At 62.9% G+C, this 19,111-nt stretch carries 14 protein-coding genes; 9 read left to right on the forward strand and 5 right to left on the reverse strand.

The window, feature by feature from the left end; translation table 11 throughout:
• Positions 1-3: 3 nt before the first annotated feature.
• The 3 genes from NWI01_RS09615 to tpiA form a co-directional block, all read right to left on the reverse strand.
• On the reverse strand, positions 4-1,635 hold the full coding sequence (locus NWI01_RS09615; protein ID WP_141383636.1) for a CTP synthase: 1,632 nt from the start codon (positions 1,633-1,635) through the stop codon (positions 4-6).
• 164 nt (positions 1,636-1,799) lie between these two features.
• Positions 1,800-2,174, reverse strand: a complete 375-nt coding sequence (gene secG / locus NWI01_RS09620) for a preprotein translocase subunit SecG (protein WP_141383637.1) — start codon at positions 2,172-2,174, stop codon at positions 1,800-1,802.
• Between the two features lie 566 nt (positions 2,175-2,740).
• Positions 2,741-3,493 carry a triose-phosphate isomerase gene (gene tpiA / locus NWI01_RS09625; protein WP_141383638.1) on the reverse strand — a complete coding sequence of 251 codons (753 nt, stop codon included), beginning with the start codon at positions 3,491-3,493 and terminating at the stop codon, positions 2,741-2,743.
• Positions 3,494-3,777: 284 nt separating this feature from the next.
• Between tpiA and NWI01_RS09630 the strand changes: the two genes are divergently transcribed.
• From NWI01_RS09630 to lexA, 6 genes are all read left to right on the forward strand, one after another.
• Complete coding sequence (locus NWI01_RS09630) at positions 3,778-5,688, forward strand: peptidylprolyl isomerase (RefSeq protein ID WP_141383639.1); 1,911 nt, start codon at positions 3,778-3,780, stop codon at positions 5,686-5,688.
• 36 nt (positions 5,689-5,724) lie between these two features.
• On the forward strand, positions 5,725-6,738 hold the full coding sequence (gene trpD, locus NWI01_RS09635; RefSeq protein ID WP_141383640.1) for an anthranilate phosphoribosyltransferase: 1,014 nt from the start codon (positions 5,725-5,727) through the stop codon (positions 6,736-6,738).
• A 10-nt stretch (positions 6,739-6,748) separates the two neighbouring features.
• A complete protein-coding gene (trpC, locus tag NWI01_RS09640; protein WP_141383641.1) occupies positions 6,749-7,543 on the forward strand; it encodes an indole-3-glycerol phosphate synthase TrpC in 795 nt (264 codons plus the stop codon).
• Positions 7,544-7,702: 159 nt separating this feature from the next.
• Positions 7,703-8,212: a cyclic pyranopterin monophosphate synthase MoaC gene (gene moaC / locus NWI01_RS09645; RefSeq protein WP_141383642.1), complete on the forward strand. Its 510-nt coding sequence runs from the start codon at positions 7,703-7,705 to the stop codon at positions 8,210-8,212.
• Between the two features lie 440 nt (positions 8,213-8,652).
• Positions 8,653-9,867, forward strand: a complete 1,215-nt coding sequence (locus tag NWI01_RS09655; RefSeq protein ID WP_141383643.1) for a molybdopterin molybdotransferase MoeA — start codon at positions 8,653-8,655, stop codon at positions 9,865-9,867.
• Positions 9,868-10,032: 165 nt separating this feature from the next.
• Positions 10,033-10,734, forward strand: coding sequence for a transcriptional repressor LexA (lexA, locus tag NWI01_RS09660; protein WP_141383644.1), 702 nt, complete (start codon positions 10,033-10,035; stop codon positions 10,732-10,734).
• A 38-nt stretch (positions 10,735-10,772) separates the two neighbouring features.
• Here the strand turns inward: lexA and NWI01_RS09665 are convergent, their stop codons facing one another.
• A complete protein-coding gene (locus NWI01_RS09665; protein WP_141383645.1) occupies positions 10,773-13,124 on the reverse strand; it encodes a ComEC/Rec2 family competence protein in 2,352 nt (783 codons plus the stop codon).
• A gap of 86 nt (positions 13,125-13,210) precedes the next feature.
• Positions 13,211-14,890: a glutamine--tRNA ligase/YqeY domain fusion protein gene (locus NWI01_RS09670; RefSeq protein ID WP_141383646.1), complete on the reverse strand. Its 1,680-nt coding sequence runs from the start codon at positions 14,888-14,890 to the stop codon at positions 13,211-13,213.
• A gap of 233 nt (positions 14,891-15,123) precedes the next feature.
• Between NWI01_RS09670 and gltX the strand changes: the two genes are divergently transcribed.
• The 3 genes from gltX (at position 15,124) to NWI01_RS09685 (ending at position 18,933) form a co-directional block, all read left to right on the forward strand.
• On the forward strand, positions 15,124-16,548 hold the full coding sequence (gene gltX / locus NWI01_RS09675; protein WP_141383647.1) for a glutamate--tRNA ligase: 1,425 nt from the start codon (positions 15,124-15,126) through the stop codon (positions 16,546-16,548).
• 142 nt (positions 16,549-16,690) lie between these two features.
• On the forward strand, positions 16,691-17,992 hold the full coding sequence (gene gltA, locus NWI01_RS09680; protein ID WP_141383648.1) for a citrate synthase: 1,302 nt from the start codon (positions 16,691-16,693) through the stop codon (positions 17,990-17,992).
• Between the two features lie 53 nt (positions 17,993-18,045).
• On the forward strand, positions 18,046-18,933 hold the full coding sequence (locus tag NWI01_RS09685) for a DUF1259 domain-containing protein (RefSeq protein WP_141383649.1): 888 nt from the start codon (positions 18,046-18,048) through the stop codon (positions 18,931-18,933).
• Positions 18,934-19,111 lie beyond the last annotated feature (178 nt).

Here is a 19,111-nt window from a genome sequence, read left to right on the forward strand (position 1 = left end):
GCTCTAAACCAGCCGGCTCTGCACAACCGCCGCCTGGATGAACGAGGCGAACAGCGGGTGCGGCTCGAACGGCCGCGACTTCAGTTCAGGGTGGTACTGCACGCCGATGAACCAGGGATGATCCTGATATTCGACGATCTCCGGCAGCACGCCGTCGGGCGAGAGGCCCGAAAACCTTAAGCCGTGCTGCTCCAGCCGATCCTTGTAGGCAGTGTTGACTTCATAGCGATGGCGGTGCCGCTCGGAAATCTCGACCGCCCCGCCGTAGATTCCCGAGACGCGGCTGCCGCGCTTGAGCATCGCCGGATAGGCGCCGAGCCGCATGGTGCCGCCGAGGTCGCCCGCTTTGGAGCGCTTCTCCAGTTCGTTGCCGCGCAGCCATTCCGTCATCAGGCCGACCAGCGGCTCCTTGGTCGGGCCGAATTCGGTCGAGTTGGCGTCCGCGATTCCGACCAGGTTGCGCGCCGCCTCGATCACGGCCATCTGCATCCCGAAGCAGATGCCGAAATAAGGTACGTGCCGTTCGCGCGCGAACCGCGCCGCCTTGATCTTGCCTTCCGCGCCGCGCTGGCCAAATCCGCCGGGCACCAGAATGCCGTCGACATGTTCGAGGAACGGCGCGGCATCTTCGTTTTCAAACACCTCGCTCTCGATCCAGTCGAGGTTGACCTTCACCTTGTTGGCGATGCCGCCATGGGACAGCGCTTCGATCAGCGATTTGTAGGCGTCCTTCATGCCGGTGTACTTGCCGACGATCGCGATCGTCACCGCCCCTTCCGGATTGCGGATGCGCTCGTTGATCTCATGCCAGCCCTTAAGCGCCGGAGGCGCGGCCGGCTCGATTCCGAACGCCGCCAGAACCTCGTCGTCGAGTCCCGCAGCGTGATAGACTTCCGGCACGGCGTAGATGTTATCGGCATCGCGCGCCTCGATCACGGCGCTTTCCCGGACATTGCAGAACAATCCGAGCTTCCGGCGCTCCTCCGCGGGAATTTCGCGATCGGTGCGGCACAGCAGGATATCGGGCTGGATGCCGATCGATCGGAGTTCTTTCACAGAATGCTGCGTGGGCTTGGTCTTCAATTCGCCGGCGCTCGGGATGAACGGCAGCAGGGTCAGGTGGACGTAGATCGCATGACCGCGCGGAAGATCGTTCTTGAGCTGCCGGATCGCCTCGAAGAACGGCAGGCCCTCGATGTCGCCCACCGTGCCGCCGATCTCGCACAGCACGAAGTCATGGTCATCGTTGCCGTCGAGAATGAACGCCTTGATGGCATTGGTGACGTGGGGAATCACCTGGATCGTGGCCCCGAGATAATCGCCGCGGCGCTCCCTGGTCAGGATATCCTGATAGATGCGGCCCGTGGTGATGTTGTCCTGCCTCGTGGCGGGACGCCCGGTAAAACGCTCGTAATGACCGAGATCGAGATCCGTCTCGGCGCCGTCGTCGGTCACGAACACTTCGCCATGCTGATATGGCGACATCGTTCCGGGATCGAGGTTGAGGTAGGGGTCGAGCTTGCGAAGGCGGACCTTGTAGCCACGCGCCTGCAACAGCGCGCCGAGCGCCGCCGATGCCAGACCTTTTCCGAGCGAGGAGACCACGCCGCCGGTGATGAAAATATACCGCGCCATGGGTCTCAACCTTTAAGGCTCCCGTGTCGATTCGCCAAAACCAATCGCAGCCGCCAGCCGGAACGCGAATGGGCTGTGGGTGACTTCAAAATTCAAACGATTTTGCAGTCTCTTGATGGAAACTGCTGATGCAGGATGGCGACCCCGCCCTGCATCGTCCTGCTTTATCGGGAACGCGGCGCCTGCGGACCGGCGGGGGCCGGCGCCTGTTCTGACTGCTTCAGCGAATCGAGCAGACCGCCACCGCTCGGCGGGGTGACCGGGGTGGCCGGCTGCGATTGCGACGCCGGCGCCGTATCCAGGATCGAGCCCGGCTTCTGTTCGACGCCGGCAAGCCAGGACAGGAGCAGGCTGGTCACGAAAAACCCTACCGCAAGAAAAGAGGTCGTGCGCGTCAGCAGGTTCGCCGTGCCCCGGCTTGACATGAAACCGGCGCCGCCGCCCATGCCGAGGCCACCGCCTTCGGATTTCTGCAGCAGAACGACGACGGTCAGCGTCGCGACGATGATCAAATGGATGACGATAACTGCGGTCTGCATCTCTGGCCTTCCATCACAAGTGCGCGCCGGACGGCCGGACATCACAGGCTTGCGGGGCTTGAACTCGAGTCTGTTTCAACTGCGTTGAACCTGATTCAACCCCGTTGAATCAGACTCGTCGCTTATTCTATTTTCTTTTCCGAGAACCGGTTTCCACTTTGCGCTGGCGCGGCTCTTCGGGTCGGGATCATGCTCGAGTGGTTCGGCTCCAACGTTCGCATCCGGGACGCGCGGCCAGCGGCCAAAGGAGGCGCGAATATCAAACTCACTCCACTCGGCGGGGTATCTACACGATCAGGCGCGGCGTTGTCACCCCCACAGGGTCGCCCCCGCTAGAGCATCGGACCCGAAAGTGGGAACCGGTTTCGGGATAAATCCGATGCTCAATCAATTAACTGGAGCGGCGGCGCTGATTCCATTTAATCGGCCGCCGCTCTAGAGCCTTTTCGCTTCTGATGGAATCAGAAGCGAGGCTCTATGATCTTGTTCTGACGCGTTTCCTTCACGCGAACCGGTTTCCACTTCGCTCGAAAACGCTCTAGGCGGCCGGCCGCGGCAGGAAACAGTCAGGCAACGGCCTGGGCGATCCCCAGGAAGTCCGCCGCCTTGAGGCTGGCGCCGCCGATCAACGCTCCGTTCACGTTCGGAACCGCCAGCAGCTCCGCGGCATTCGACGGCTTCACCGACCCGCCATACAGAATGCGAATCTTCGTGCCTTCCACGCTAAACCGTTCCGCGAGCTTTTCGCGGATAAACCTGTGGACTTCCTGCACGTCCTGCGATGTCGGCGTGCGCCCGGTGCCGATCGCCCAGACCGGCTCGTAGGCGACGACGAGATTGGCGGCCGTCGCGCCGTCCGGCAGCGAGCCCGTGAGCTGCCGACCAACCACATCGAGCGTCTGACCGGCATCGCGCTGGTCCTGCGTCTCGCCGACGCAGACGATGGCGGTCAGACCCGCCCGCCACGCGGCTTCGGCCTTTTCCCGCACCAGAGCGTCGGTCTCCGCATGATCGGCGCGGCGCTCGGAATGACCGACGATGACCGCGGTAGCGCCCGCATCCGCCAGCATCTCGGCGGAAATATCCCCGGTATGAGCTCCGGACGGCTTGGAGTGGCAATCCTGCCCGCCAATCCCAACCGGCGAGCCCTGCACCGCCCCCACGAACGCCAGCACCAGCGTCGCCGGCGGACAAATGAGCAGATCGGCTTTTTGCGCGGGACCAGCCGCTCCTGAGATTATCTGGCCGAGTTCGCTGGCCGAAGCCTTGAGGCCGTTCATCTTCCAGTTTCCAGCAATCAGCGGTCGCAGCCCGGTCATGGATCTCTCATAGGTGATTTTGACGTTGCGTCATCTCGGCGTGCCGACAATCCGACGCCGAGTTCACGGACCTTGCTAGCAGAGGTTATCGGCCGGGGCCAGTCTCCGGCACACGCCGCGGCTCATGGTCGAGGCGCTCCGCCGAGGTTGCGACGGCGCGCTTGCCACTTTATGATGCGTTATCAATTCGGTGGGCTCTCGCGCGGCTTCCGCTCAAGTGCGACCTGCTTCCCATACGACCTGCTTCCCATACGACCTGCTTCCCTCCTGCAAAAGACGGACACATGCTTCGAGGAATACGCAACGCCTCATCAAACTGGCTCGGCAAGACCCTCATGACGATCGTGATGGGCCTGTTGATCGTCGCCTTCGGCATCTGGGGCATCGCGGACATCTTTCACGGCTTCGGCCAGTCGGCGCTGGCCACGGTGGGCGGCACCGAGATTTCGACCGAGCAGTTCCGGCAAATCTACAACGACCGGCTGCAACAGATCGGACGCCAGTTCGGCCGCCCGCTGCCTCCCGATCAGGTCAGGGCTCTCGGCCTCGACCGCCAGATCCTGCAGCAGGTGATCGCGGAGGCCGCGCTCGACGAAGACGCCCAGCGCAAGGGCCTCAAGGTGTCGGACGAGGAAATCGGCCGACAGATCAAGAGCGATCCCACCTTCAAGGGTGCGAATAACGCCTTCGACGCGGCGCGCTTCGCCGGCCTCATCCGCCAGCTGGGATACACCGAGCAGCGCTACGTCGCCGAGCAGCGAAACATGGCGCTGCGCCGCCAGATCGTCGGAACGATGACGGCCGGCGTGGAGCCCTCGAAAACGCTGCTGGAGGCGCTGAACCGCTTCCAGAAAGAACAGCGGACCATCGACTACGTCAAGCTCGGCGCGGCGCAGGCCGGAACCATCGATCCTCCCACTGCGGACCAGTTGTCCGGATATTTCGACGCCCACAAGGTGCAGTTCCGCGCGCCGGAATATCGCAAGATGGCTTTCGTGGTGTTGACGCCCGAGGAAGTCGCCAAATGGACCGCCGTGTCCGACGACGACGCCAGAAAGATCTACGAGGAGCGCAAGGACAAGCTGTCCACGCCCGAACGGCGGCAACTCCGGCAGATCATGTTCCCGAACGTCACGGACGCCCAGGCCGCGCGGGAGAAGATCGTCGGCGGCGCGTCGTTCGACGATATCGCCAGGGAGCGTGGTCTTGCGGCCTCGGACATCGACCTCGGCACGATCTCGAAATCCGAGATCATCGATCCCGCCATCGCCAATGCAGCGTTCTCGATCAAGAGCGATGAAGTCAGCCAGCCGACCCAGGGTCGATTCGGCGTCGCGCTGATCAAGGTCGGCCGCATCGAGCCGGGCAACCAGCCGACTTACGAAAGCGTTGCCGAAAAACTGAAACGCGACGCCGCGCTCGATCGCGCGCGCGCTGAGATCAACAACCTCCACAACAAGATGGAGGACGAGCGCGGCGGCGGCGCGAGCGTTGTCGAAGCCGCCAAAAAGGTTGGACTGTCCGCGGTCACCATCGAAGCCACCGACCGTTCCGGGCGCGCGCCGGACGGTAAACCCGTGTCCGGAATTCCGCAGGGCGTCGACCTGATCGCGCAGGCGTTCGCCAGCGATGTCGGCGTCGACAACGAGACGCTGCAACTCGGCAACAACGGCTTCATCTGGTTCGACGTTCTCGGCGTCACCCCCTCGCGCGACCGCACCCTCGACGAGGTCAAGGACAAGGTCGAAGCCAGGTGGCGCGAGGACCAGATCAGCAGCCGCCTGATGACCAGGGCGACGGATACGATCCGCAAACTTGAGCAGGGCGGCAAGCTCGCCGACGAGGCAGCCAGCCTCGGTCTCAAGGTCGAGAGCGCAAGCGCGATCAAGCGGGATGACACGACGGCCACCCTGCCCGCCGCCGTGGTCGCAGCCGTATTCCGCGCCGCCAAGGACGCAGCCGGCCAGGCGCCCGGCACGGGCAATGACGAATGGTTCATTTTCCGCGTCAGCGACGTGAAGGTGCCAACGCTCGATGTCGCCTCCGATGAGACGAAAAAGCTGCGTGAAGGCATCCAGCGCGGCCTGTCGGATGAGTATGTCGGCCAGTACATCGTCAAGCTCGAAGCCGAGATCGGCACCAAGATTAATCAGGCGGCGGTGGCGCAGATCACCGGCGCCAACAGCAACTTCTGACGAGGACCGGCGAGCGCCGCATCCCGAAAGCATCCGATGGACGATCTCAAGGTTCTCATTGGAAAGGTCGCCACCGGCGCGACCCTGACGCGCGACGAAGCCGCTTCCGCGTTCAACAGCATGATGTCCGGTGAGGCCACTCCTTCGCAGATGGGCGGCCTTCTGATGGCGCTGCGCGTGCGCGGGGAAACCGTCGACGAGATCACCGGGGCGGTCTCGGCGATGCGATCCATGATGCTGCGGGTCAAGGCGCCCGTGGATGCGGTCGACGTCGTCGGTACCGGCGGCGACGGCTCGGGCTCGGTGAATGTCTCGACCTGCGCGTCATTCATCGTCGCGGGCGCGGGCGTGCCCGTCGCCAAGCACGGCAACCGCGCGCTGTCCTCCAGATCCGGAGCCGCCGACTGTCTCGCCGCGCTCGGCATCAGGATCGACCTCACCCCCGAACAGGTCGGACGCTGCATCAACGAGGCCGGCATCGGTTTCATGTTCGCGCCCGCGCATCATCCCGCGATGAAGAATGTCGGCCCTACCCGCGTCGAACTGGCGACCCGCACCATCTTCAACCTGCTGGGACCGCTGTCCAATCCCGCGGGCGTCAGGCGGCAGATGGTCGGCGTGTTCTCGCGGCAATGGGTGCAGCCGCTGGCGCAGGTGCTCAAGAACCACGGCTCTGAATCGGCATGGGTCGTTCACGGCTCGGACGGCCTGGACGAGATCACCCTCTCCGGCCCGACATTCGTCGCGGCGCTCGATAACGGCAATATCCGCACCTTCGAGGTGACGCCTGAAGATGCGGGACTGGAGCGCGCCGACGGCGACGCGCTGAGGGGTGGCGACGCCGAGGCGAACGCGGCCTCCTTACGCGAGGTGCTTGAAGGCAAGCCGGGAGCCTTCCGCGATGTCGCGCTGCTCAACGCGGCGGCGGCGCTGATCGTGGCCGGCAAGGCGAAGACCCTGAAGGAGGGTGTCGCGCTTGGCGCGAAATCGCTCGACGGCGGCGGTGCGCTGAACAGGCTGAAGCAGTTGATCGCTGTTTCCAACGGTTGAGGACGATGGCGTGGCCGACATCCTGACCAGGATCGAAACCTACAAGCGCGAGGAGATCGCGAGCGCAAAGCGCGCACGTCCCCTTGGCGAGGTCACGGCCGCCGCGAAGGCTGCCGCGCCGCCGCGCGGTTTTACCGATGCCATCCGCGCGAAACTCGCACGAGGCGATTACGCCCTGATCGCCGAGATCAAGAAAGCCTCACCCTCCAAAGGACTGATCCGCGCCGACTTCGATCCGCCGTCGCTCGCCCGCGCCTATGAAGCCGGTGGCGCGGCCTGCCTCTCCGTCCTGACCGATGCGCCGTCGTTTCAGGGCCATCTCGATTTCATGGTTGCAGCCCGCGCCGCGACATCGCTGCCGGTGCTGCGCAAGGACTTCATGTTCGACACCTATCAGGTCGTCGAGGCGCGGGCGCATGGAGCGGACTGCATCCTGATCATCATGGCCGCGCTCGAGGATACGGCTGCGACAGACATCGAGGCGGCCGCGCTCGATCTCGGCATGGATGTGCTGCTCGAAATCCATAACCGCGAGGAACTGGATCGCGCGCTCAAGCTGCGTTCGCCGATGATCGGCGTCAACAACCGCAATCTGCGCACCTTCGAGACGACGCTCGAAACCAGCGAAGCGTTGGCCCCTCACATTCCGAAGGATCGGCTGATGGTGGGAGAAAGCGGTATCTTCACGCCGGACGACCTCGCACGGCTCGAAAGGGTCGGCATCTCCACCTTCCTGGTCGGCGAAAGCCTGATGCGGCAAGCCGACGTCACGGCCGCAACGCGCACGCTGCTCAACTATGCATAGCCTCTCTCGCCTCCTTCTCCTTTTGCGGGAGAGGGAAGCAACCAGCCAGGAGCCTTCGCTTTCGATGGAACCCGAAGGCTCCATGATTTTGATTTGACGCGTTTTCCTCACGCGAACCGGCGTCCACTTCGCCTGAAAACGCTATAGGATTTAATTGATATGGCAGACAAGAAAAGCAAACCCGCCCTCACCCACATCGACGTCAAAGGCGAGGCGCGGATGGTCGATGTTTCGGCAAAGCCCGCGACCGAACGCGTCGCCGTCGCCGAAGGCCAGGTCGTCATGACAAAGGCGACGCTAGCCTTGATCGAAAGCGGCAACGCCAAGAAAGGCGACGTGCTCGGCACCGCGCGCATCGCCGGCATCATGGCCGCCAAGCGCACGTCGGAACTGATCCCGCTCTGTCATCCGCTGGCGCTGTCGAAGGTCACGCTCGATATCGAAACCGACAAGAAGATTCCCGGCTGCCGGGTGCGCGCAAGCGTCAAGGTCTCCGGCCCGACCGGCGTGGAGATGGAAGCCCTCACCGCGGTCTCCGTCGCCTGCCTGACGATCTACGACATGATCAAGGCCGTGGAACGCGGCGTCCGCATCGAGGGCATTCATCTGGTCGAGAAAAAGGGCGGCAAGTCCGGCCACTATCTCGTGACGGATAATGCGCCAGAATAATAAGCGGCCGGCGTGAACACGCCGTTGAGCTGCATTCGGCTCATCGCACCGTTGTATGCGAGCCGAAAGTTCGGTAGATGATTGACACGCCCGCCAGGCGCGTCCCAGTGTGGTGGTTCGGAAGTTCGCTTCATTGCTCCATCGAGCCCGTCAAGCGAGTTCGCATCAAAGGTTGCGGCAAGGGTATGCGAATTTCGGAATCGGGGCGCTAGAGCGGGATGAGGAAAAGTGTGGTGCGGTTTTCCGCCCGCATCCCGCTCTAAATATTGGCATCGATCACGTCGATGGCTCTGGATCTATTCGATCCAAAGCCATCGTGATCTAGCGCATTATCGCTTCTGATTGAATCAGAAGCGAAGCTCTGGATTATTGTTTTGGCGCGTTTTCTTCACGCGAACCGGTTTCCACTTCGCTCGAAAACGCTATAGGAGAAGATGGTCATGGCCCTGATGGCGGTCGCCGATGCCCTTGCGGCTGTTCTTGACGGAGTCGAACCACTCCCGGAAGAAACAGCAGCGCTCGAAGCGGCGCATCGCCGGGTGCTGGCGAGCGATCTGCCCTCGCGCCGGACCCAACCGCCGGTCGCAATGTCGGCGATGGACGGCTATGCCGTGCGCGCGGCGGACATCGCGACGATTCCCTCACGTCTTCACGTAATCGGCGAAAGCGCCGCGGGACGGCCGCTCGATCGCGCGCTGCGTGCGGGCGAGGCCTTGCGGATCTTTACCGGAGGGGTGGTGCCGGAAGGCGCCGACACCGTCGTCATCCAGGAGGACACCGATCGCGACGGCGACCACGTCATCGTCAAGGAAGCCACGGCTTCCGGCAAGAACATCCGTCCCGCAGGGGTGGATTTTCGCGAAGGCGACGTCCTGATCCGAGCGCGCACGCGTCTCACCGACCGCCATCTCTCGCTTGCCGCCGGCATGAACTATCCGGACCTGCCGGTGCACCGCCGTCCCACCATCGCCATGCTCGCCACCGGCGACGAACTGGTCTTGCCGGGCGCGACGCCCGGTCCGGGCCAGATCATTTTGTCCAACGGATACGCGCTTCGCGCGCTCGCCCGAGGTGAAGGCGCCGAGGCGATCGACCTCGGCCTGGCCGCCGACACCATGGACGCCACGACGGCCGCGATCCGCCGCGCCCGCGACAGCGGCGCCGATATCCTCGTCACCACCGGCGGCGCATCGGTCGGCGATCATGATTTCATCAAGCGCGCGCTTGAGGCGGAAGGCGTGGCGATGACGTTCTGGCGGATCGCGATGCGGCCCGGCAAGCCGATGATGTATGGACGGCTCGGCGCGACGCGGGTGATCGGTCTCCCCGGCAATCCCGTCTCGGCCTACATCTGCGCGTTCCTGTTCATGGTGCCGCTGATCCGCGCGCTATCGGGACGTGAAGATGTGCACCACCGTGTTGAACCGGCGCTGCTCGGAGGCGACGTCGCCGCCAATCAGGCCAGGCAGGATTATCTGCGCGCGCGACTCACCTATTCAACGGACGGCCTGCCGGTCGCAACGCCGGTTACGCATCAGGACAGCTCGCTGATGGGAAATCTTGCCGCGGCGGATGCACTCGTTATCCGCACGCCGTTCGCGCCGGCCGCCAGCAAAGGCCAGCCTTGCAACGTCATCAAGCTCTCGCTGTCATAAAGTCTCGCGTTGTTGACCTTAAATTAAGGGTTGCGGAACACATATCGAACATATAGTGTATGTTCATGATTTGTTTCGAGTTCTCGTGCCGCGGGGCTGGCGCATAGGGCTGTAGGCCCGATGTCCCGTCGTCGGCAGGAACCATCAACCAGGGACTGGGTCGGGATGCTCACGCGCAAACAGTACGAACTCCTGCGTTTTATCAACGAACGGCTGAAGGAGTCCGGCGTGCCGCCTTCGTTCGATGAAATGAAGGATGCGCTCGACCTGCGCTCGAAGTCCGGCATCCATCGCCTGATCACCGCACTGGAGGAACGCGGCTTCATCCGCCGCCTCCCCAACCGCGCCCGCGCCATCGAAGTCATCAAGCTGCCGGAACTGGCCACAAGCGGCGGCGGACGCCGCGGTTTCACACCGAGCGTTATCGAGGGCAATCTCGGCAAGGTTCGCCGCGGCGGCGGTGGCGGCGCTGACGAGGCCGAGCGTCCGGTCGCCGTTCCGGTGATGGGACGGATCGCAGCCGGCACGCCGATCGAGGCGTTGCAGACCTGCAGTCACACCATCAGCCTGCCGCCCGACATGCTCGGCGCCGGCGAGCACTACGCGCTCGAGGTGCGCGGCGATTCCATGGTCGATGCCGGCATCCTCGATGGCGACATGGCGTTGATCCAGCGCAACCAGACCGCCGACACCGGCGACATCGTCGTCGCCCTGATCGACGACGAGGAAGCGACGTTGAAACGCTTCCGCCGCCGCGGCGCTTCGATCGCGCTGGAGCCGGCGAACGCGGCCTATGAAGTTCGCATTCTTCCGCCCAACCGGGTCCAGATCCAGGGCAGACTGATCGGCATTTACCGCAAGTACTGATTTCATCCGGAGCGAAAGACTTACGACGGACGGGCCTTTCAATCATCCGGCTGGAGGTCCTCAGGCGCCGGCGTGGCGTCAGCCGGAGGCTCCGACCTTGATTGCAGCCGTGCCGGCTGTTCATCGAAGGCGGCGGATGACCAGGGACGGCGGAGCCCAACGGGACGGACGGCCTCGACAGCGAAGCCGTATCTTGAAGCGTCGTATCTTGAAGCGTCGGGGTTTGAAGCAACAGGTCTTGAAGAATCGAGTCTCGAAGCATCTTGTCTGGAAGGATTGGGGGTTCGCCACAGGGCAAGAGCGCCTTCACGCCGCAGCCAACTCTGATGGATAACATGCGCGAGGCAACCCTCCGGAGCCTGCCACTGCGTCACTATCAGCTCCGCACGCGCGCAATCATCCTGCATCGCTTCCGGACGCCGCGCCAGCGCGACGATCCCACCTCCACCCATCTTGACCACGCAACCCGCATCGTCGCACGAGACGCCCTCCGCCAGCGTGGGATCCGAGGGCCCACGCCCATCCCCGTCGGCGGCGAGCCATTCCCGGACCGTAAAAGAATCCTTGCCCGTGCTGATGAGACGCAACCGGCCGTCCCCGCCTCTCACGGCGACATTACGGCCTTCAGCGGAGATCAGGATATCCGGCGGCGTCACCGAAAGTGACCACATGATCGCCAGCCCGATGGCGATCGCGCCGCTCCAGCGCAACGGCGTTCTGAGGAGTCCGAGTAGAACGATGCCCGCTGTCGCCGCGAGCAGCGGCCCCGTTCCGAATGCAGCGATGCGGCCGATGGCGCCCGGCAGTTCGGCGACCCCTTGAGCCACGGCGACCATCCACTCGATGCCCAAGTCCATCAACCGCCAGAACACGCCGTCGAAGCCGAACGGCATCGCCGCCAGTCCGAGCAGTCCGGCCGGCATCACCAGCGCCGAGATCACGGGCATCGCCAGCAGGTTCGCAACCATGCCGTATGGCGTCACACGATGGAAATGAAACGCGGCATAGGGCGTGGTGGCAAGTCCCGCCACGAATGAGGCCAGCGCCAGCATGGCGATTTCGCGTCCACCCCACAGGGCGGCCTTCGCTGTCGGCGAGTGGTCGGGCGTTGCGAGCATCCTCGGCATGCCCACCTGGACCAGCGCCACCAGTCCGAGCGTCGCCGCGAACGACATCTGAAAGCTCGGATGGATCAATGACTCCGGCGCGACCGCAAGCACGATCATCGCCGCCACCGCGAGCGTGCGAAACGTAATGGCGCGCCTGTCCACCATGATCGCGATCAGCACCGCCGCCGTCATGAAGAACGAGCGCTGGGTCGCGACTTCCGCGCCCGACAGCATAAGATAGAAAGCGGCGGCCGCGAGCGCCGCCGCCGCCGCCCACTTCTTGATCGGGAAAGTCGCCGTCAGCGCCGGGACCAGCGCCAGCAGCGCCCGCACCGCGAAGAATACCACGCCGGCGACGACGGCCATGTGATAGCCGGAAATCGAAAGCACATGGCCCAGCCCCGAAATGAACATCGCCTCATTCACGGGCGGCGTGATGGCGTCGCGCCGTCCCGTCAGCAGCGCGGTGGCGATGGCCCGCGAATCGCCGCTGAGAACAAGCCGGATGCGGGCGTCGATGGCGTCGCGCAACTCCTGCATTAGCGCGGCATAGCGCAGCGCAAACCCGCCGCCAGGCGGAGAACTGACGGTTTTGATCGCGCCCATGGCGAAGCCGGAAGCGCCGATGCCCTGAAAGTACATATCGCGGGCGAAGTCGTAGCTTCCGGGCCGCACAGGCGTAAGCGGCGGCTGCAACCGCGCTTTCAACTCCACGAAACTGCCGACAGCGGGCGCGGCGCCCTTCCTGACGGACAGCCGCACGCGATCGAGCTTGACGTGCTGCCGCCGACTGTCCATCCGAACGACGCGCAAAACGAAGCGATCGGTTCGCTCGCGCACCTCCCTGGTTTCGACGAAACCCTGGAGCAGCGGCGTGTACATCGGCCGCGTCAGCACAGCGTGCGAGACATGCGCCGTCTTGATCGTGGCGACAGCGAAGCCCGCGGCGACCGCCGCAACCATGACGGCGGCGGTAAACACCCGATGCCGGCGCAACAGCAACGCCGACACAAACAACGCTCCGGCGGTCACGGAGACAACCCAGACAACCGGCTCGTGATCGGCGGCAAAATAGATCGCAATGCCCGCGCCGAACGCCACCGGGACCCATGGCAGAAGGCGAACGGCTGCCGCTTCGGCGCTCGCCCAGGCCCGCAGCCGCGCGACGATTGCCGGCAAGGCTCCCGAAGGGGTTTGCGAAGGCGCGGCGACGGCTTGCCGCGTCGGCCAGGTTCCGGCGTACCCTCCCCTCCGATCGCGAGCCCTGCCCCGCTCCGCCATCCAGCCGACCCTCTACGCCCTCGCGGCGATGCTAGCGGAAGAGCACGCGCGGCGAACAGTGGAACGGATACGGAATACCGGCGAAATCAGGAGCCAGCCGCCGCCACCTTGGCCCAGGTGTCGCGCAGGCCGACCGTCCGGTTGAACACGAGCCGGCCGGGCGCGGAATCCCTGTCCCGGCAGAAATAGCCCTGCCGTTCGAACTGGACAGCGGCTCCGGCATCGTCTCGGGCGAGAGCGGGCTCGACCATGCAGCCGGACAGGATTTGAAGCGATTGCGGGTTGAGCTCGGATGCGAAGTTAGCCGCATCGGGCTGCTCGGTTTCGAACAGATGACCGTAGAGTCTGACTTCGGCCGGCACGGCGTCCGCCGCGTTCACCCAATGCATCGTGGCCTTCACCTTGCGGCCGTCAGGCGCGTTGCCGCCCCTGGTCGCCGGATCGTAGGTGCAGCGAAGTTCCAGCACTTCACCCGCGGGGCTCTTCACAACCTCGCGGCAGGTGATGAAATAGGCGTATCGCAGCCGCACTTCCCTGCCCGGTGACAGGCGGAAGAACTTCTTCGGCGGGTTCTCCATGAAGTCGTCCTGCTCGATATAAATCTCGCGCCCGAATCGTATCCGTCGCGTGCCCTGCGAGGGATCATCGGGATGGTTCACGGCTTCAAGCTCCTCGCTCTGGCCCTCCGGATAATTCTCGATCACGACCTTGAGCGGGCGCAGGACGGCCATGCGGCGCGGCGCGCTCCTGTTGAGCGCCTCGCGAATGGCGAAGTCGAGCATCCCGACATCGACCGTGCTGTTGGCTTTGGCGACGCCGATCCGCTTGACGAACTCGCGCAGCGCCTCGGCCGGCACGCCGCGCCGCTGGAGGCCGGCGAGCGTGGGCATGCGAGGATCATCCCAGCCCGCGACATGACCTCCGCGAACGAGCTCCGTCAGCACCCGCTTCGACAGCAGCGTATGCGTGACGTTGAGCCGTGCGAATTCGTACTGACGCGGTCGCGACGGCACCGGAAGATTGTCGAGAAACCAGTCATAGAGCGGCCGGTGATCCTCGAACTCCAGCGTGCAGACGGAATGCGTGATGTGTTCGATCGAGTCGGACTGCCCGTGGGCGAAATCGTAGCTCGGATAGATGTTCCACGCATTTCCCGTGCGCGGATGGGTGGCGTGGAGAATCCGGTAGAGCACGGGGTCGCGCAGGTTGATGTTGCCGGCAGCCATGTCGATTTTCGCGCGCAGGACCCGCGCGCCGTTGGGAAACTCTCCCGCCCGCATCCGCGCGAACAGATCAAGATTCTCATCGACCGGACGGTCGCGAAACGGGCTGTTCCTGCCGGGTTCGGTCAGCGTACCGCGAGCGAGGCGGATCTCCTCCTGTGTCTGATCATCGACATAGGCCTTCCCTGCGCGAATGAGGTGCTGCGCCCAGGCATAGAGCTGCTCGAAATAGTCCGAGGCATAATAGAGGTGCTCTCCCCAATCGAAGCCCAGCCAGCGGACATCGCGCTGGATCGCGTCGATGTACTCCTGCTCCTCCTTGGCCGGATTGGTGTCATCGAAGCGCAGATGGCACCGTCCGCCGAAATCCTCGGCGATGCCGAAATTCAGGCAGATCGATTTGGCGTGTCCGAGATGCAGATAGCCGTTCGGCTCCGGCGGAAACCGGGTGACGATGCTCTTGTGCTTTCCGGACGCAAGGTCGGCGGCCACGATATCGCGTATGAAATCCCGGCCCGCCTCGGCGGTCGATTCGTCGGTCATTGTGCGCCTTTCACTCGGCCCCTATGTGCCAAATCCGCAAGCGCCCGCCAAGGGCCGATGCGCCGGCAGCCTGGGAACAGCGCCATTCCGAAATCCCTCATGAAATAGAAACCGACAAAACAGCCCTTCGCTACATTGACGCCACGAAGCAGGCCAGTTAGCCGTGCATGCGAATCCCGGGCGTGATAAGCGCCCCCGCCGATACCATCCTCCGAAGTGTCAGATCCGCCATAATGACAGCACCCGTCGTTACACGCTTTGCGCCATCCCCGACCGGCTTTCTTCACATCGGCGGCGGCCGGACCGCGCTTTTCAATTGGCTCTATGCGCGCAAGCATGGAGGCAGGATGCTGCTGCGGATCGAGGATACCGATCGCGCGCGGTCCACGGCGGAGGCGATCGACGCGATCCTTGACGGACTGAAGTGGCTTGGAATCTCGTGGGACGACGACGTCGTGTACCAGTTTTCCCGCGTCGCGCGGCATCGCGAGATCGCCGAGCAGCTGCTCGCCGAAGGCAAGGCCTACCGATGCTATGCGACCTCGGAAGAGCTGTCCGAGATGCGCGAGAAGGCGCGGGCCGAAGGTCGCGCCAAGCTTTACGACGGCCGCTGGCGCGATCGCGACGCGTCCGAAGCACCGCCGGACGTGAAGCCGACCATTCGCCTCAAGGCGCCCCTGACCGGTGAAACCGTGATCGAGGATCAGGTTCAGGGACGCATTGTCTGGCAGAACGAGAACCTCGATGATCTCGTGCTGCTGCGCGGTGACGGCACGCCGACCTACATGCTCGCCGTCGTGGTCGATGACCACGACATGGGAGTGACACACATCATTCGCGGCGACGACCACCTCATCAATGCAGCCCGCCAGAAGCAGATTTACGATACCCTTGGATGGGCGCTGCCGACGATGGCCCACATTCCGCTTATCCATGGTCCCGACGGCTCGAAACTTTCGAAACGTCACGGCGCTCTGGGAGTCGATGCTTATCGAGCGATGGGATATCTGCCGGCGGCGCTTCGCAACTATCTGGTCCGGCTCGGCTGGAGCCATGGCGATCAGGAGATCTTCTCCACGCAGGAAATGATCGACGCGTTCGACCTGCCCGCCATCGGGCGTTCCGCCGCGCGTTTCGACTTTGCCAAGCTCGAGAACCTCAACGGCCATTATATCCGCCATTGTGACGATGTCGCACTGATGACGCTGTTCGAGAATGCGCTTGATTTCGTTCCGGGCGGAGCGGACCTCAAGCCGAAACTCAACGATGTCACACGGGCGCAACTCCTGCGCGCGATGCCGGGCCTCAAGGAGCGGGCCAAAACCCTGATCGAGTTGATCGAGGGCGCCCGATTCATCTTCGCGGACCGGCCTTTGCCGATCGAAGCCAAAGCCGCCGCATTGCTGACGCCGGAGACACGCGCGCTGATCGACAGGCTTCGCACGGCCCTTGAATCCGTGACATCATGGAACGCCGAGACGACCGAAGCGGCGATGCGGACGTTTGCGGAACAGAACAATCTCAAGCTCGGCGCCGTCGCGCAGCCGCTTCGAATCGCCCTGACCGGTCGCACGACATCGCCCGGCATATTCGACGTCCTCGCCGCGCTGGGAAAAGAGACGTGCCTCGCCCGGCTCGGCGATCAAGGCTCACGATAGCGACCGCCATCCAGATTTGGGCGATCTTGCGGTGCAAACACCAATACGATACCCCTTTGCGCGGCGCTTTTGAATAACCGGCTGGTTTCTCTCATCGAGGGAGACCAGGTGATCCGCAACGATCTCATCGGGGGGCTTCACGATGAACGCAACGAGCACAAAAAACGCAACGTTGACGGTCGATGACAAGAGTTATGAGTTTCCCGTATTGAGCGGCACGGTCGGGCCTGATGTTGTCGATATCGGCAAGCTCTATGCGCAGACAGGCATGTTCACTTACGATCCTGCCTTCACGTCCACCGCCAGTTGCCAGTCCAAGATCACCTATATCGACGGCGACGAAGGCGTGCTCGAATATCGCGGGTATCCGATCGAGCAGCTCGCGGAGAAAGGCGACTTCCTCGAGACCTGCTATCTGCTGCTCTACGGTGAACTGCCCACGAAATCGCAGAAGCACGATTTCGAGGAGCGCGTCACGCATCACACCATGGTTCATGAGCAGATGACGCGGTTCTTCCAGAGCTTCCGCCGCGATGCCCATCCCATGGCGGTCATGGTGGCGGCGGTCGGCGCGCTCGCCGCCTTCTATCACGATTCAACTGACATCAACGATCCCAAGCAGCGCATGATCGCGTCGATGCGCATGGTCGCGAAAATGCCGACGCTGGCTGCGATGGCTTACAAATATACGATCGGCCAGCCATTCATATATCCGAAGAACTCCCTGAACTTTGCCGAGAACTTTCTTCATATGTGCTTCGCCGTGCCGTGCGAGGACTACGACATCAATCCGGTTCTGGCGGACGCGCTCGACAAGATCTTCATTCTGCACGCTGACCACGAACAGAACGCATCGACATCGACCGTGCGCATCGCCGGTTCCTCAGGCGCGAATCCATTCGCGTGCATCGCGGCCGGCATCGCCTGCCTGTGGGGACCCGCGCACGGCGGCGCCAACGAGGCGGCGCTGAACATGCTTTACGAGATCGGAACGGTAGACAGGATTCCGGACTTCATCGACAAGGTGAAGGACAAGAACAGCGATGTCCGGCTGATGGGCTTCGGACATCGGGTCTACAAGAACTACGATCCGCGCGCGAAGATCATGCAGAAGATGTGTCATGCGGTGCTCAACGAGACGGGCCACGGCAACGATCCGATGCTCAAGGTCGCGCTCGAACTGGAAAAGATCGCTCTGAACGACGAGTATTTCATCAATCGCAAGCTGTACCCTAACGTCGATTTCTATTCGGGCCTCACCCTGAAAGCGATGGGCTTTCCGACCTCGATGTTCACGGTGCTGTTCGCGGTCGCGCGCACTGTGGGCTGGATCAGCCAGTGGAGCGAGATGATCGAGGATCCGCAGCAGAAGATCGGCCGTCCCCGGCAGCTTTATACAGGCAAGACCCGGCGCGACTACGTCGACATGGCCAACCGCAAGTAATTTCTCGCAGTTAGGCGCTGCCTCTGTTCCTCCAGATAGAAATGAGAATGAACATGCGTGCAGCTGTTTTAGCTTTTTGTTGCGCTCTTATCATTGTTTCTACCTCATTCGCGAATGACCAAGGCAGCATCGAGTGGTCAAAGGTGGATTCGATACTCGGCCGCGCGCCCACCATATCCGGCGATGTTCATCGCTACGGCTTTCCACGGAGCGACCTCAAGGTAACCCTCGACGGGGTGTCGATTGCGCCGGCACTTGCACTCGGTGGCTGGGTTGCGTTCAAGCCAGATCACGACGGCGCCATGGCCATGGGCGATCTTGTTCTCCTAGAAGCCGAGATCAATCCAGTCATGTCGAAATTGATCGAGGGCGGTTTGGAAGTAACAGCAATCCACAACCACCTGCTTCGCGCAGTCCCGGCAACTTTCTATCTTCATGTTGGTGGACATGGAGATCCGATCAAAATGGCCTCCACACTTCATGACGCACTCGCAGAGAGCAAAACTCCACTTGCCGCGCCGACAGCATCCGTTTCAACTCTCGACCTCGACACGACCAGGATCGACGAGATCATCGGTGCTAAGGGACATTCCAATGGTGGCGTTTACCAGATCGGCGTGGCTCGCCGCGACGATATTACGATGGACGGAAAGGTGATCTCTCCTCCGGGTCCCATGGGCGTAGCCACCGGCATCAATTTCCAGCCAACGGGTGATGGCAAAGCCGCGATAACCGGTGATTTCGTTCTGACTAGCGACGAAGTGAATTCGGTGGTGAAGGCATTGCGTTCGAACGGCATCGAAGTGACGGCCATCCACAGCCACATGCTGGGAGAACAACCGCGGCTCTTCTTCCTGCATTTCTGGGCGAACGACGACGCCATCAGGCTCGCGCAAGGGCTCAGGACCGCGCTTAATGCAACTAAGCTCAGCACTCATTGATCAAGATAAAAGGCGACCGCAGCCGCGGTAAGTTCCGAAAAGAAAAGCTTCCAACAAAAAACGGACCTAGAGCATGATCCGATCAAGTTGAATCGGACCATGCTCTAGAAATTATTGTCTGGTCGCATTTTCTCGCGGCAAACCGGTATCCACTTCGCCGGAAATGCTCTAGAGCGGT

The sequence above is a fragment of the Nitrobacter winogradskyi genome, from assembly GCF_006539545.1.
GTDB lineage: Bacteria > Pseudomonadota > Alphaproteobacteria > Rhizobiales > Xanthobacteraceae > Nitrobacter > Nitrobacter winogradskyi_A.

What these genes read in the sequence shown, in the direction of transcription:
- NWI01_RS09615 (WP_141383636.1), bottom strand. Translation starts at nt 1,635, where the DNA reads ATGGCGCGGTATATTTTCATCACCGGCGGCGTGGTCTCCTCGCTCGGA.
- secG (WP_141383637.1), bottom strand. Translation starts at nt 2,174, where the DNA reads ATGCAGACCGCAGTTATCGTCATCCATTTGATCATCGTCGCGACGCTG.
- tpiA (WP_141383638.1), bottom strand. Translation starts at nt 3,493, where the DNA reads ATGACCGGGCTGCGACCGCTGATTGCTGGAAACTGGAAGATGAACGGC.
- NWI01_RS09630 (WP_141383639.1), top strand. Translation starts at nt 3,778, where the DNA reads ATGCTTCGAGGAATACGCAACGCCTCATCAAACTGGCTCGGCAAGACC.
- trpD (WP_141383640.1), top strand. Translation starts at nt 5,725, where the DNA reads ATGGACGATCTCAAGGTTCTCATTGGAAAGGTCGCCACCGGCGCGACC.
- moaC (WP_141383642.1), top strand. Translation starts at nt 7,703, where the DNA reads ATGGCAGACAAGAAAAGCAAACCCGCCCTCACCCACATCGACGTCAAA.
- NWI01_RS09655 (WP_141383643.1), top strand. Translation starts at nt 8,653, where the DNA reads ATGGCCCTGATGGCGGTCGCCGATGCCCTTGCGGCTGTTCTTGACGGA.
- lexA (WP_141383644.1), top strand. Translation starts at nt 10,033, where the DNA reads ATGCTCACGCGCAAACAGTACGAACTCCTGCGTTTTATCAACGAACGG.
- NWI01_RS09665 (WP_141383645.1), bottom strand. Translation starts at nt 13,124, where the DNA reads ATGGCGGAGCGGGGCAGGGCTCGCGATCGGAGGGGAGGGTACGCCGGA.
- NWI01_RS09670 (WP_141383646.1), bottom strand. Translation starts at nt 14,890, where the DNA reads ATGACCGACGAATCGACCGCCGAGGCGGGCCGGGATTTCATACGCGAT.
- gltX (WP_141383647.1), top strand. Translation starts at nt 15,124, where the DNA reads ATGACAGCACCCGTCGTTACACGCTTTGCGCCATCCCCGACCGGCTTT.
- gltA (WP_141383648.1), top strand. Translation starts at nt 16,691, where the DNA reads ATGAACGCAACGAGCACAAAAAACGCAACGTTGACGGTCGATGACAAG.
- NWI01_RS09685 (WP_141383649.1), top strand. Translation starts at nt 18,046, where the DNA reads ATGCGTGCAGCTGTTTTAGCTTTTTGTTGCGCTCTTATCATTGTTTCT.